The sequence below is a fragment of the Bradyrhizobium sp. Leo78 genome (assembly GCF_059512425.1).
Genome location: NZ_JCAMOT010000005.1, coordinates 254,126 through 266,677, shown reverse-complemented (window position 1 = coordinate 266,677; position 12,552 = coordinate 254,126). Strand labels below are relative to the sequence as shown.

Annotated in this window: 13 protein-coding genes; 4 read left to right on the top strand and 9 right to left on the bottom strand. The window is 63.6% G+C overall.

Annotated elements, in window-relative coordinates:
* Positions 1 to 40 precede the first annotated feature (40 nt).
* Positions 41 to 1,372 carry an amidohydrolase gene (locus AC5ZG1_RS09225; protein ID WP_496132659.1) on the top strand — a complete coding sequence of 444 codons (1,332 nt, stop codon included), beginning with the start codon at positions 41 to 43 and terminating at the stop codon, positions 1,370 to 1,372.
* Between the two features lie 131 nt (positions 1,373 to 1,503).
* On the opposite strand, the gene AC5ZG1_RS09220 is transcribed toward AC5ZG1_RS09225, so the two are convergent.
* The 5 genes from AC5ZG1_RS09220 to AC5ZG1_RS09200 form a co-directional block, all read right to left on the bottom strand.
* Entirely contained in the window at positions 1,504 to 1,812 is a 309-nt protein-coding gene (locus tag AC5ZG1_RS09220) for a hypothetical protein (protein WP_130229062.1), read from the bottom strand.
* A 323-nt stretch (positions 1,813 to 2,135) separates the two neighbouring features.
* Positions 2,136 to 2,372, bottom strand: a complete 237-nt coding sequence (locus AC5ZG1_RS09215; protein WP_028163552.1) for a hypothetical protein — start codon at positions 2,370 to 2,372, stop codon at positions 2,136 to 2,138.
* A gap of 173 nt (positions 2,373 to 2,545) precedes the next feature.
* Complete coding sequence (locus tag AC5ZG1_RS09210; protein WP_496132658.1) at positions 2,546 to 6,325, bottom strand: tetratricopeptide repeat protein; 3,780 nt, start codon at positions 6,323 to 6,325, stop codon at positions 2,546 to 2,548.
* 460 nt (positions 6,326 to 6,785) lie between these two features.
* Positions 6,786 to 7,079 carry an addiction module antidote protein gene (locus tag AC5ZG1_RS09205; protein ID WP_028163554.1) on the bottom strand — a complete coding sequence of 98 codons (294 nt, stop codon included), beginning with the start codon at positions 7,077 to 7,079 and terminating at the stop codon, positions 6,786 to 6,788.
* 1 nt (position 7,080) lies between these two features.
* Positions 7,081 to 7,368: a type II toxin-antitoxin system RelE/ParE family toxin gene (locus AC5ZG1_RS09200; protein ID WP_496132657.1), complete on the bottom strand. Its 288-nt coding sequence runs from the start codon at positions 7,366 to 7,368 to the stop codon at positions 7,081 to 7,083.
* A 115-nt stretch (positions 7,369 to 7,483) separates the two neighbouring features.
* Here AC5ZG1_RS09200 and AC5ZG1_RS09195 point away from each other — a divergent pair, with 115 nt between their 5' ends.
* Positions 7,484 to 7,738, top strand: a complete 255-nt coding sequence (locus AC5ZG1_RS09195; RefSeq protein ID WP_463327681.1) for a DUF3551 domain-containing protein — start codon at positions 7,484 to 7,486, stop codon at positions 7,736 to 7,738.
* 174 nt (positions 7,739 to 7,912) lie between these two features.
* Positions 7,913 to 8,443: a DUF1269 domain-containing protein gene (locus AC5ZG1_RS09190; RefSeq protein ID WP_028163557.1), complete on the top strand. Its 531-nt coding sequence runs from the start codon at positions 7,913 to 7,915 to the stop codon at positions 8,441 to 8,443.
* 31 nt (positions 8,444 to 8,474) lie between these two features.
* Here the strand turns inward: AC5ZG1_RS09190 and AC5ZG1_RS09185 are convergent, their stop codons facing one another.
* From AC5ZG1_RS09185 to fliL, 4 genes are read right to left on the bottom strand one after another with little or no spacing between them, the layout of a single operon-like run.
* Positions 8,475 to 9,251, bottom strand: a complete 777-nt coding sequence (locus tag AC5ZG1_RS09185; RefSeq protein WP_130229066.1) for a MotE family protein — start codon at positions 9,249 to 9,251, stop codon at positions 8,475 to 8,477.
* Entirely contained in the window at positions 9,248 to 9,709 is a 462-nt protein-coding gene (locus tag AC5ZG1_RS09180; RefSeq protein WP_028163559.1) for a DUF6468 domain-containing protein, read from the bottom strand. The genes AC5ZG1_RS09185 and AC5ZG1_RS09180 overlap by 4 nt, the downstream gene beginning before the upstream one ends.
* Position 9,710: 1 nt before the next feature.
* Positions 9,711 to 10,907, bottom strand: coding sequence for a flagellar motor switch protein FliM (gene fliM / locus AC5ZG1_RS09175; protein WP_028163560.1), 1,197 nt, complete (start codon positions 10,905 to 10,907; stop codon positions 9,711 to 9,713).
* A gap of 2 nt (positions 10,908 to 10,909) precedes the next feature.
* Positions 10,910 to 11,401 (bottom strand): flagellar basal body-associated protein FliL, encoded by a 492-nt coding sequence (gene fliL, locus AC5ZG1_RS09170; RefSeq protein WP_028163561.1) that lies wholly within the window; start codon positions 11,399 to 11,401, stop codon positions 10,910 to 10,912.
* A gap of 384 nt (positions 11,402 to 11,785) precedes the next feature.
* Here fliL and flgF point away from each other — a divergent pair, with 384 nt between their 5' ends.
* Positions 11,786 to 12,550 carry a flagellar basal-body rod protein FlgF gene (flgF, locus tag AC5ZG1_RS09165; protein ID WP_028163562.1) on the top strand — a complete coding sequence of 255 codons (765 nt, stop codon included), beginning with the start codon at positions 11,786 to 11,788 and terminating at the stop codon, positions 12,548 to 12,550.
* The last annotated feature ends 2 nt before the right edge of the window (positions 12,551 to 12,552 follow it).

The window sequence follows — 12,552 nt, the reverse complement described above, 5'->3', positions numbered from 1 at the left end:
GATATTCTGGGTGAAGGAAAAAGCCAAGGGAGGTCTGACCATGCGGTTTGCAAAGCCTCTGCTCGTCGCATTTGCCTTGGGCAGCATGGTTGCGCTGCCGGCGCATGCGGAGCTCGACGTCGCAAGCCTGAAGCAATCGATCGAGACCTCCTTCGAGAGCGAATATCCAAAACTCGATGCGCTCTACAAGGACATCCACGCCCATCCCGAGATCGCCTTCCAGGAGGAGAAGACCGCCGCAAGACTCGCCGCCGAGATGCGCGCGATCGGCTTCGAGGTTACAGAGAAGGTCGGCAAGACCGGGCTGGTTGCGCTCTACAAAAATGGCGACGGTCCGACCATCATGGTGCGCACCGAGCTTGACGCGCTGCCGATGGAGGAGAAGACCGGCCTGCCCTACGCAAGCCGCGACAAGACCATCTGGCAGGAGCGCGAAACCTTTGTCGCCCATAGCTGCGGCCACGACATCCACATGGCGAGCTGGATCGGAACGGCCCAGGCGCTGGTCGGGCTGAAGGACCGGTGGAAGGGCACGCTGATGTTCATCGCCCAGCCCGCCGAGGAAGTGGTTGCGGGTGCCAGAGCCATGCTGGCCGATGGGCTGTTCACGCGCTTTCCCAAGCCCGATGCCGGCTTTGCCCTGCATAGCGGGGCCTTTCCCTACGGCTACGTCAGCTACACCGTCGGGGTCCGCTCTTCCAATGCCGACGGCCTCTACATCAAATTCAAAGGCCGCGGCGGCCATGGCGCGGCGCCACAGGCGACCATCGATCCCGTGATGATGGCGTCGCGTTTTGTGGTCGATGTGCAGAGCGTCATCAGCCGTGAAAAGGACCCGACCGAATTCGGCGTAGTCTCCATCGGCTCGCTCCATGCCGGCACCACGGCCAACATCATTCCCGACGAGGCGGTCCTGCTCGGCACCATCAGAACCTTCAAACCGGACGTGCGCGCCAAGATGCATGATGGAATCGAACGTACCGCCAAAGCGGTCGCCGCCATGGCGAACGCGCCTGCACCGGAGATCAGGATCACCGAGGGTACCAAGGCGGTTGTCAACGATGCCGCTGTTGTCGCGACCGCCGAGAGGGTGCTGAACGCGGCCTTCGGCGACAAGTTCAGGACCGCGCCGCCGGTCACCGCAAGCGAGGATTTTTCCGAGTACATCAATGCCGGCGTGCCTTCGATGTTCTTCAATATCGGCGTCTACGATCCCGAGCACGTCGCCGCCGCGCGCAATGGCGGCGCGCCGCTTCCCGGCAACCATTCCCCGCTGTTCGCGCCGGTGCCGAAGCCTACCATTCAGACTGGCGTCATCGCGATGACGCTCGCAGTCCTGAGCGCATTCGACCAGAGGGCCAAGGGGCCGTAACGGCCAGGCCGTCATCACGAGCAAAGCGAAGCAAGCGAGATGCGCATGATCGAGGAAGGATAAAATCTCTTAAGTACATGTTGGCGAGCGGCGGCTCGAAGGGAGCCGCACGCTGCCAATGCTTGACGTCATCACCAGCCGTAAGTGTAGCCGGGATAGGAGTAGTAATAGCTCGGATAGCTCCAATATGAATTATAGGTCGGATAGCCCCAATATGAATTATAGGTGGGATAGCCCCAGTACGAGTTATAGGTGGGATAGCCCCAATACGAAGGATAATCCCGACGCACCAGATAGCGCACGTCCATCGTCACAGCTGGTACCGCCGCCTTGATCGACATGCCATTGATCGGCGCAGCAGACGATTTGGCCGTGGCGGCCGCTGCGAGAGGGACAGCAATTGCGACTGCAATCGCGAGCCTGCGGACTTGAATCTTCATGGAAGCTCCTTTCGTGTTAGAAGTGACCATCCACCAGGCGACCATGATGGGGCGGAACGCCTACAGAAAGATTTCGGAAATCCGGAATTGCGTTACGTGGGTAACTGGTGGTGGCACGAAGCCAAGCCCCACAACCCGCCACTCGATCGGAGCTGATCCGGACGCGTTACGTCGCCTCTTGCCCCATCTCGGACCCTTGGAGGTCTGCTATCGCGCCGCGATCAGGGGCACAATGCATCCCAGACGCACTCCGATGCGGCGCGCGGGTTTGTGAGTACACGCCGTAGCGAGCCGGCGCTCGTCACGGATAACAGCGCAGCCGGTCAGTTCTTGAAGTCATATTGCTTGCTGAGGTGATCGCCGACCTGGACCAGCATCGCCACGCATTCGGGATAACCCGGCTTAGCCACCGTCGCGGCGTCGGCGGCCGCACGAAATTCCCAACTGTCGCCGTCACGGATCACCGAGATCACGATGCCATCAGGGCAATCGGCATGGACCTTCAGCTCGGCTCTTGCCATCTCGATGAGTTCGGCTTCGGTCTTGGTCGGCTTGCTCATGGTGACGACATCCTCCGGCGATTTGCGTGGCCGCCGCAAATTGCCGCCTAAACGCGACGCTGTCGAGAGGACGATCGTCGCGGCTTCCACGTAGCCCGGACGGAGTTTGTAGCCTGGATGGAGCCAACGGGGCGCGCATTCGCGCGACCCGTTGGCTCCATCCGGGCTACGGGCTACCTCGCAGCGCTGGCGCGCTTGGTGCCGACGATCGCAGGCAACGCCTCGGGATCGGCTTTCGTGCCCGGCACAGCGCCGGTCGCGATCGGATCGGAGAGCGGCGCGCGGGCGGTGGCGTCGGGGAAGCGGAGCTTCATGTCGCGGATGAAGCCGTCGAGCGTATCGACTCTGGCGGCCATCCTTGCGATCTCCGAGAATTCGGCGCTGTTGGCGGCAGCCGGCCTGGCTGCAATGTCGAACGCCGTCCGGTCGGCCTCGCCCGACATCAGCGGCGCATATTTCTCGCGGAAGCGGGCGAGCCCGATCGCGTCCTCGGCGAGCGCATAGCCGACCACGGCACGGATGACGTCGCCCTTCTCGGCCGCGTTCAACGGCGTGAAGTCGCGCCAGCGGTCGCCGTAATAGAGCTCGATCTGCTCGGAGGCCTCGCGCCAGTGCCGCTGCGCCCAAAAGATGTCGGAACGCAGCCGGATCGCTTCGCGGCCGGGAATGTTGGAGATGATGTCGAGCGCGAGGTCATGCCGGCCGACGTCGCTCTGCGCACGCGCCTCGAGCAGCAGTCGCTGCTGGCGCAATTCGCCCGAGAGATCCGAGATGCGGGTCAGGCGCAGCGCCGCGATCGCGCGCTCCGGCTTGCGATTGGTGAGATAGACCATGGCAAGGCGTGCGGCGACCTGCGCGCGCGCCGCGCCCTCGAGCCGCTTGTCGACCTGGTACTGCAGCAGTTCGGCGGCCTGATCCAAGAGGTCGACGCCGACCAGACGGTCGGCCAGGCGGCGGATCATCTCATCCCCCCGGCGACCGATCGGCGTCAGCTCGCGGTATTCATAGAACATCGTGAGTGCATCGATCGGCGGGATGCTGTCGCCGGCGGGCCCGAGGAAAAGCTGCGAGAACAGCGCCGACGCCGCATCCTGTGCCTGCCGCGATTCCGGCGAGTTCGGCTGCAGTTTCGTCGCGGCGCGGGTGGCCGCGAACGCCTCCGCATAGCGGCCGGTGTCGGAATAGATCTTCGCCAGGATCTGCAGCGTGCGCAGCTCGATGCTGTCGCCACGCCACATCACGGCGAGCAGTTCGAGCTCGCGCAGGATCTCTCCTTGCGTGATCTCACCCCGCTTCTGCTTCAGTGCGACCTCAAGCAATTTGCCTTCGGCCGCGGCCTGCCGGTCGAGCGAGTTCGCGGCGAAGCGGTAGGCGTCGAGCGCGTCCTTCTCATAGCCGAGCGCTTCGGCGAGCCGGCCGCGCAGCACCGCTGCGGCGGGTTTCAATTCCTTCGGCAGGCCGATCACCTCGAGCTCGCTGCGGCGGCGCGCGGCACCGGCAAAATCCTTCACCTCGAGCGCGGCCCTCATCGATTCCAGCATGACGACGCGCTGCAGATCGGGCGGCAGCGTCGCGACCGAGAACTCCGCGTTCTTGAATTTCTCCCGCGCATCCGCCCATTTGCCCTGGCGCGCAAGGGCGAGCCCCTTCCACAATTGGGAATCATAGCCGTTGCCGATCAAGGGACTGGCGAGATCCTTGAGCGCGCGCTCGGGCCGGCCCATCATGATGCTGCTGGCGGCATGGATCATCAGCACGGCCGGATCCTCGGCGCCGCGCTTGCTCTCCGACAGCATCAGGTTGGCGACGCCGTGGGCTTCCTCATACATGGCGCGCGCGACGTAGAACTTGGCAAGGTTGAGCCGCGACTGCGCGAGCTGCTCGGGCGACGTGGTCGCCTCGGCGCTGGCCGTGGTCAGCCCATCGAGCCGCTTGATGAAGTTCTCCGATTGGTTGTTCTTCCATTCCTCGGCATCGAACAGCGGCTTGACCGCGGCGGTGGCGCGTTCGGCGGCAACGTCGGCCGATGACAGCGTCAGCCCGCCAGGACGTCCCAGCACCACCTTGTCGGCGCCGAGTTCGGCCTTCACGTCGTCGGAGTTCGGATGCACCACGAGGCCGTGCACGGATTCAAGCAGCGACAGCTCGACGAAATCCTGCCGACGGATGAAGCCGCGCGCCGGCGGCGGCGCGGTCACGACCCACAGCATGTCGCCGGCATCGGGATCGACCAGCCGATGCAATTGCCCGGGATTGGCCAAGGGCACGCTGACATTGGCGAGTGCGGGATCGCTGACGTTGCGCACCACCATCAAGGGCTGCGGCGGCTTCTGCACCCGGTCGGCGAAGGTCACCGTCCAGCCGGTGCCGGAGGAACGCTCGTCGGCCTCGAGCGAAGGCATCTGCGGGCGGTTGAGGCGGAAGCGGATCGCCTGCCCCTGGTCCAGCGGCAAGCGGCTGACGTCGGAGATGATGGCGCCGGCCTTGTCGCGGATCGGCGCGACATCGATCGGTTCTGAAGAATCGAACACCAGCCACACCGCATCGGCGCGGCGGAACAACGCCGACGGCGTCGCTTTCTGGAAGGTGAACGTCACGCGCAAGCCGTCGCTGTCGCGCTGCGCGTCGACCGCAACAGACTTCTCAGCGGACGAAGTCTGTGGCGTTGCTGCAGCGGCCTGTTTCGGCGCGACATTCGCAGATGGCGGTGAAGCTTCCTTCGCGGACGCTGCTGCAGGCTGCGGCGGCTCGGCAGGCGCCGCTTGCAGTGGAGGCGGAGCCGGCGCCACCTCCTGCGCGACCTTCTCGGACGCCGGCGCGGGCGTTTCGGCGGTGGGGGGCTGCGGCTTCGCGACCGCAGGCGCCGTGCTCTCGGCCGCCACCGCGGGCTCCGCCTGCGGCGCATTTGCGCCCTGCTCGGGCTTGATGGCGATCTTGGCCTGCTCCGCGAACGTCTCAGATGTCACCAGGGCGACCGGGGCCGGCTGCTGCAGCGGCGTGGATTCCCTGATCGCCTTGCCCTGCCCGGCCGCCACGGCGACCAGCGGCTTTGCCGGCGCGGGTGGAATGTTGGCGGCGTGCCCATCCGCTGCCGGCTTCTCCGGCTGCTGGAAGGCGACGTCGACGACGTAGTTTTTGTCCTCGCGGAAGGAACGCACATCGACTTCGCCGATCAGGTTGATGTCGACAGCTGATGTGTCCGTGTCGGAGCGCTGGTTGATCGAGGCGACGTTCGGCGGCGCCGCCACCTTGGCATCCGCGAGGTCGAAGCTGAGCACGCTGTTGAACAACAGTGTCAGCTTCTGCTCGTTCAGCACCGATGACGCGCTGACGCCATCGGGAATTTCGAACACGAAGCGCACGAAGGTCGGCTGCACCGAGGCGCGCACGCGCACCGGCAGCTTTTTCCTGGCGGCGTCCGCCGCGCGCTGGGCACGCAACGCACGCTCGGCGGCACGCGCCCGCTCGGCCAGTTCGCGGATCACGTCCGTAGGCAAAGGCGGCGGCGGCCCGGCCCACTCATCGGGCAGGAAGTCGATAAAAATCCGCTCGGCCGCGGTCATCGTGTTGATCGTCACCCGCCGCGACAACGACAGGCGGATCGCCGTTCCGTCCGGATCGCGCCGCGCCATGCCGACATAATCGGGCACGGCATCGGCCAATCTCTCCACGGGGATATCGACCGGCCGCTTGAAGCGGATCACGACGATCGAGCCGGCCGTCGACACCTCGGTTTCGACATCCTCGGCGAGCTTGAACACCAGCCGCGCAAAACCGTTGGCCGCCGAGAACGTCGCCACGCCCTTGACCGGATCATCGGCGCGGGCGGCCGGGGCAAGTGTCAGGGAAATCAGCAGCACGGCAAGCGGCAGCAGCCGGCCCAGGCAAAGATACGCCGTCCGCGGCAAAACGCGGCCATGCGACCTTAGTCCAGCGGCAGCCCGTCGCGCCATGCCAGTTACGTCTTTCAGCCCTCAAGCCTCGAAGCAGCTACCAATGCGCCACCCCGCATCCGAATCTTGAATTGGCTCGCTTAAGGAGTTGTTAATGACGACTACTTGGAAACTTCGGGGAACGGTCCCCGAAAATCGAGGAAATATAGCAGTGCTCCGGCGGGGACATTGATGGCTATCGGGACCAGCGCGAGTACGCCCAAAGGTCATCGATGCGTTCCCTGAAGACATCCGAGACGCCTACACCGCCTGAACTTCGGAAGCGGACATGCACATCGTCTCAAGCTCGGCCTTGAGTTGCTCCACATGGTTGCCCATCTGGGCAACCATCGGGTCAGACTCGGCAGCTCGGAACGACCCGCTTGCACGGCTGCATGCTCATCGCCAGATCGATGACGCGCAGTTCGCCGCTGGCCGCGTCTATCAGTGCGATCGGTAAACCGCGGAGCGCGGCGCGTCGTTAAGCTGCGTTTCGTGCAGTAAGTGTCAGTCGCATTCCAAGGGGTTTCAGCGCTTTGTCTAGCGTTTCAAGGGTTGGATTGCCTCCCTTTTTGAACGCCTTGTAGATCGCCTCTCGGCTTAGGCCAGTCTCGCGAGAGAATTCGCTCACACCGCGGGCTTTGGCAACGTCGCCAATAGCTGCCGCGATGAATGACGGATCATCGATCTCCAGGGCCGCTTCAAGGTAAGCGACTTGCTCCTCTGGAGTCTTGAGGTGATCAAGGATGTTGAAGGGGGTTGTCTTGATGGCCATATCAGACCTCCTTTGCCATTCGCTTCGCGGTTTCGATCTCTCGCTTCTGTGATTTCTTGTCGCCACCGCAGAGCAAGATCACAACGGTCTTGCCGCGCTTCGTGAAGTAAACCCGATATCCCGGGCCGTGGTCGATCCGCATTTCACTCGCACTGTCGCCAACCGATTTGGCATCGCCGAGGTTGCCCAATTCCATGCGGCGGATGCGGGCAACGATGCGGGCTTTGGCCTGAATGTCGCCAAGCTTAGCGAACCACGTCGAGTAAGCTTCGGTCTGGATGATCTGCATCGCGTGTACTAAGATACACACCCTGTGACTGTCAACTATAATACACAAAGAAAATGTCCAAAGTAGAAGGAAGTAAAAAGAAAACGGGAAGTGACTTGCCTTTAAGGAGATTCCGATGCGCCCCGTGGCTCGGGCGATCCTGGTGGGCGTCGCAATCCTGGCGGCCTTGCCCGGCCAGGCGCAGACCTACGATCCGCGTTACCCGATCTGCATGCAGGTCTTCAGCATTGACGGCCCTGCCATCGGCTGCGGATATACATCGATGACTCAGTGCAAGGCGTCGGCGTCAGGCCGCGCAGCCGAATGTTTTGCCAACCCGTATTTCGCGGGCGCAGGCGGGAAACCGCCAGCTAGGGCCCGTCGGCGGTAGCTGGGTTCCCCGCTTCATTTGTGACAAAGGCCGCAAAGCCACAGATTGAACAACGTGCTACGCTCTCCTCGCCGGGGGTTGATGTAAATCAATCGCATTCGCGTGCCATTTGCTTTGCATTCGGATGGTCATGGAGACGCAATAGAGTCGGGCGGCCATAGAGGAGAACTGCAAATGAGTGATCTTGTCGTGATCGCATTCCCAACCGAGGCGAAGGCGGAAGAAGTCCGTCAGAAATTGCTGGCCATGCAGAAGGAGTACCTCATCGAACTCGGCGATGCCGTGATCGCGGTGAAGGATCCCGAAGGCCGGGTGAAATTGAACCAGCTCATCAACACCACGGCGGCCGGCGCGGTCGGCGGCGCTTTCTGGGGCACCCTGATCGGCCTGATCTTCCTGATGCCGCTGGCAGGAGCGGCGCTTGGCGCCGCCGGCGGCACGCTCGGCGGATATCTGACCGATGTCGGTATCGACGACAAATGGATGAAGCAGACCGCTGAAGCCATTCAGCCCGGAACTGCGGCCCTCTTCGTGCTGGCACGCAGGGTGACCGGGGACAAAGTGCTCGAAGGCCTCAGGGGCGAAGGCGGGACCGTGCTGAAGACGTCTCTCGACCACACCAAGGAAGACGCGTTGCGGGCGGCGCTGGCCGGCGCGCAAGCGGTTGTTCCTACTCCACCTGCGCCGGCTGCACCGGCTGCTTGATAGTACTGCTGCAAGCGATGCGCTGAAGTCGTCAATTCAGCTTCGGCGCGAGCATCTTGCCCTCGATCTTCGGCAGGTCGGCGGCAGGTTGCAGCTTGTCGGGACTGGCGCGGCGGGCGAGCTCGACGGTGAGCCGCTCGGCCGCTTCGGGTTGCATCAGGCCGAGGATATCAGCCATCTTGCGCGGCGCGATCTGGGACGCGATCTCGTAGAGCACGCCCATTTCCAGCCGGTCGAACACCTTCGCGGCATCCTTCGGCTTCATGCCCTCATACATCGTGACGATGCCCTTGAAGCGCGCGGCGTCGGCTTCGGCCTTCTGCGCCGCGCTGGCAGTGGTCCTGGCGTCGCTCGCCCTGGCCTCCTCCACCTTCGCCTCGATGCGCTTCTCGGCGGCCTTCAACAGGCTTTCGCGGATCTCGATCTCGCGCGCGCGGGCATCGAGTTCCTGCCGGCGCGCCTGCAGCCGTTCCAGGATCGCGCGCTCGGAGGCCGAGATCTGCGGGGGCAGGTTCGGATTGATCACGACGCCATCCGGCTGCGGCGGCGGATCGGTCGCCGCGGGCGGCTCTTCCTTCTTTTTCTCCGCCGGAGCATGCACGGAGCCGGTGATGTCGTTCGGATCTCCCTTGTTCTTTCCTCCCGGGAAATTCAGCATCTCCTGCGCCCATGACGGCTTGGTCGACTGCGGATTGTAGTCGAACACGTAGCCGCCATCGAGCACGAGGCCCGCGACCTTCAGCACCACGAGGCCGAAGATCGCGACCAGCACGACCGGGATGACGCGGATGTCGCGAAACGCGCTCATGCGGCCAGACCGCCAGCCTTTCTGCGTTCGGTGAAGGCTTCAGCAGCCGCGGCCACCGCCTTGGCCGGCGACATCTTCGGCGCTGCCGGCGCGGGTGCAGCGGCTGCGGCGGGCGCAGCCTCCGTCACCGGCCGTCCCGCCTGCACGATCCTCGACAGCCGCCGGATCATAGCGTCGGCCTCAGAGAGCTGGCCCTTCAGATGCGCCGACATCTGCGTCGCCGCGGTGAGCTGGCTGCCGAGATTCTCGTTGACGTCGCGCACGGTGTGCTTCAGCCCGCCGATCGCGCGCTCGGCGATCTCGGTTGCCGTGATCAGTTCGGCGATGGTGGCCTTCAGCGAGTGCTCGTCGGCCTTCAGCCGCTGCAGGCGCTTGTTGAGCAGCATGCAGTAGCCGATCGTCAGCATCAACAGCACGGCGACCAGGCTTTCAATCGCAATTCCGAGGGAATGATTCAAACTATGCCTCCATCATCTTGGTCTGCTCGTCGGCCTTCTCGAACATCGCAAAGGTGGTATTGGGCTTGCGCAAATTCTTGCTGACGCGGATCGCGACGCGGTCGCCGACGCGGCCCATGCGGCCCTCGGTCAGGGTGACGTGGCCGCAGCGCACCGACACCAGCGAGTCCGCGCGGATGTCGAGCGGCAGCGTGTCGCCGACCTTCAGCTTCATCAACTGCTTGAGTGGAATGTCGGCTTCATAGAGCACGGCCTCGACCGAGATCTCGGCCTGCGCCACCTCAGTCGCGAAATGTCCTTCCCAGATCGGATCGCGGCCGAACTTTTCGCCCATGAACATCTGCAACAGCACGTTGCGGATCGGTTCGATGGTCGCATAGGGCAGCAGCAATTCGATATTGCCGCCGCGGTCCTCCATGTCGATGCGCAGCCGCACCAGGATCGCGGCGTTGGCGGGACGGCTGATCGCGGCAAAGCGCGGATTGGTCTCGAGGCGGTCGATGGTGAATTTCACCGGCGACAGCGGCCGGAACGCCTGCTCGGCATCTGATAGCACGACCTCGATCAGCCGCTTCACCAGGTTGGTCTCGATCGTGGTGTAGGGCCGGCCCTCGATGCGCAGCGAGGTCTGGCCCCGTCGGCCGCCGAGAAGCACGTCGATCATCGAATAGATCAGGCTGGAATCGACGGTGGCGAGCCCGAAATTCTCCCACTCCTCCGCCTTGAACACGCTGAGCACCGCCGGCAGCGGAATCGAGTTCATGTAATCGCCGAAGCGCACCGAGGTGATGCGGTCGAGCGAGACTTCGACGTTGTCGGAGGTGAAATTGCGCAAGGATGTCGTCATCAACCGCACCAGGCGGTCGAACACGATTTCCAGCATCGGCAGGCGTTCATACGACACCATCGCCGAATCGATGATGGCGCGGATACCGGAATTGTCGTCGAGATTGACGTCGCCGACGGTGAAGCCGAGCAGATTGTCGATCTCTTCCTGCGAGAGGACCCGCTCGCCGCCGTTCTTGGTGCCGAAGTCGCGGCTACCGTCCTCGACCATGGCCGCCCATTGCAGCGACATGCTCTCCGACAGTTCGTTCTTCGCAGCCTCTTCCGCAGCGGCTGCGGGATCCTCGGAATCGAGCGACGCCTCCCACTGGGCGGCGATCGCATCCTGGTCCATCTGGTCGTTGCCGGCCATCGCTACTGAACCACGACTTCCTTGAACAGCACCGCGTTCACCTGGTTGGGCGACACCGCCGCGTTGACACGCTTGGTGAGTTCTTCCTTGAGGCGGAACAGGCCGGCCGAGCCGTTGAGGTCGCTGGCGCGCAGTTCGCGCAAATAGGTCTGGAACAGGTCGGTGACGCGCGGCAGCGACGGCTTGATCGCCTCGACCTGCTTCTCCTCCTTCACCTCCAGCACCAGCTTGACCTTCAGATACTGGATGCGCTCGCCGGGCGCGCCGACGAGGTTGACGAGCATGTCAGGCACTTCGACGAAGGCCGGCGGCTTCGGCGGCGGCGCTTCGGCATGCACCTCCTCACCGTGGCCGCGCATGAAGAAGAACCAGCCGGCGCCACCGCCAAGGATGGCGAGGAAGCCGACGGCGGCAATGATCAGCTTGAGCTTGCCCTTTTTCGAAGCTGCGGCCTCGCCCTCGGCGCCGCCCTCCGCCTTGTCCTCGTCCGCCATCGCCCGCCCGCTAAAAGATCGGAGACGAACGCGATTTGCCCCAGCCAAGCCCTTTAAGACGCGATACCAATGCCGCCAGCGCACGCGCGCTCTGTACGGTGCAACGCTAGGGTAAGAATGGTTAATGGTTTCTTTCGATTGCGCCGCAACTAGGAAAAAACTGCCGGGCAAACATGGTCAACAAGACCTTTCTGCCGCCCTCTCCGCCCCCGGGCTGAACACCTAACCTCCTCACAAATCATCACTTTCCGACTTGGCACGGCTTTCGCTGAAGACAATGCGAGCCGGCGGGTTTGGGAGAGCCCAAAGGTTCACGAGGTCCGAGGGCTTGAGGTTTGGGAGAACCTCTTTTTCGCGGACCGTCCACGAAGGGGAGAACCGCCGATGCAGAATACGCTTCTGGTCGGACTATCGCGGCAGGTTGTGCTGGAGCGGCAGATGGATGTCGTCGCCAACAACATCGCGAACATCACGACGAACGGCTACAAGGCCGACCGCTCGCTGTTCCAGGAATTCCTGAGGTCCGGCGCGCATGAGGACAATTTTGCTCCCTCCGACCGCCGCGTGTCCTTTGTCAACGACCGCGCCACCTTCCACGACTTCTCGCAAGGACCGTCGCAGGAGACCAAGAACCCGCTGGACGTCGCGATCGACGGCTCGGGCTTCCTCGTGGTGCAGACGCCCCAAGGCGAGCGCTACACCCGCGACGGCAATCTGACCGTCAACAACCAGGGCCAGCTCGTCACCCAGTCCGGCTATCCCGTGCTCGGCAATGCCGGCCCGATCGTGTTCCAGCAGACCGACAAGGACATCAGCATCGCCGCCGACGGCTATGTCACCGTGCTCGAAGGCACCGGCCGCATCGACTCGATCCGCGGCAAGCTGCGCGTGGTCAATTTCGCCCAGCCGCAGCAGCTCGTGAAGGAAGGCAACAACCTCTATTCCGCCGGCGAAGGCAACCCGGCCGCGGTGGATACCACCTCGCGGCTGCGCCAGGGCTTCGTCGAGAAGTCCAACGTCAATTCCGTCACCGAGATGAGCCGCATGATCGAGATCACGCGGACCTACACCCAGATCTCGTCACTGCTGCAGCAGCAGAGCGATCTGCACAAATCGGCGATCGACAAGCTCGCCGACGTTCCGGCGTAAAG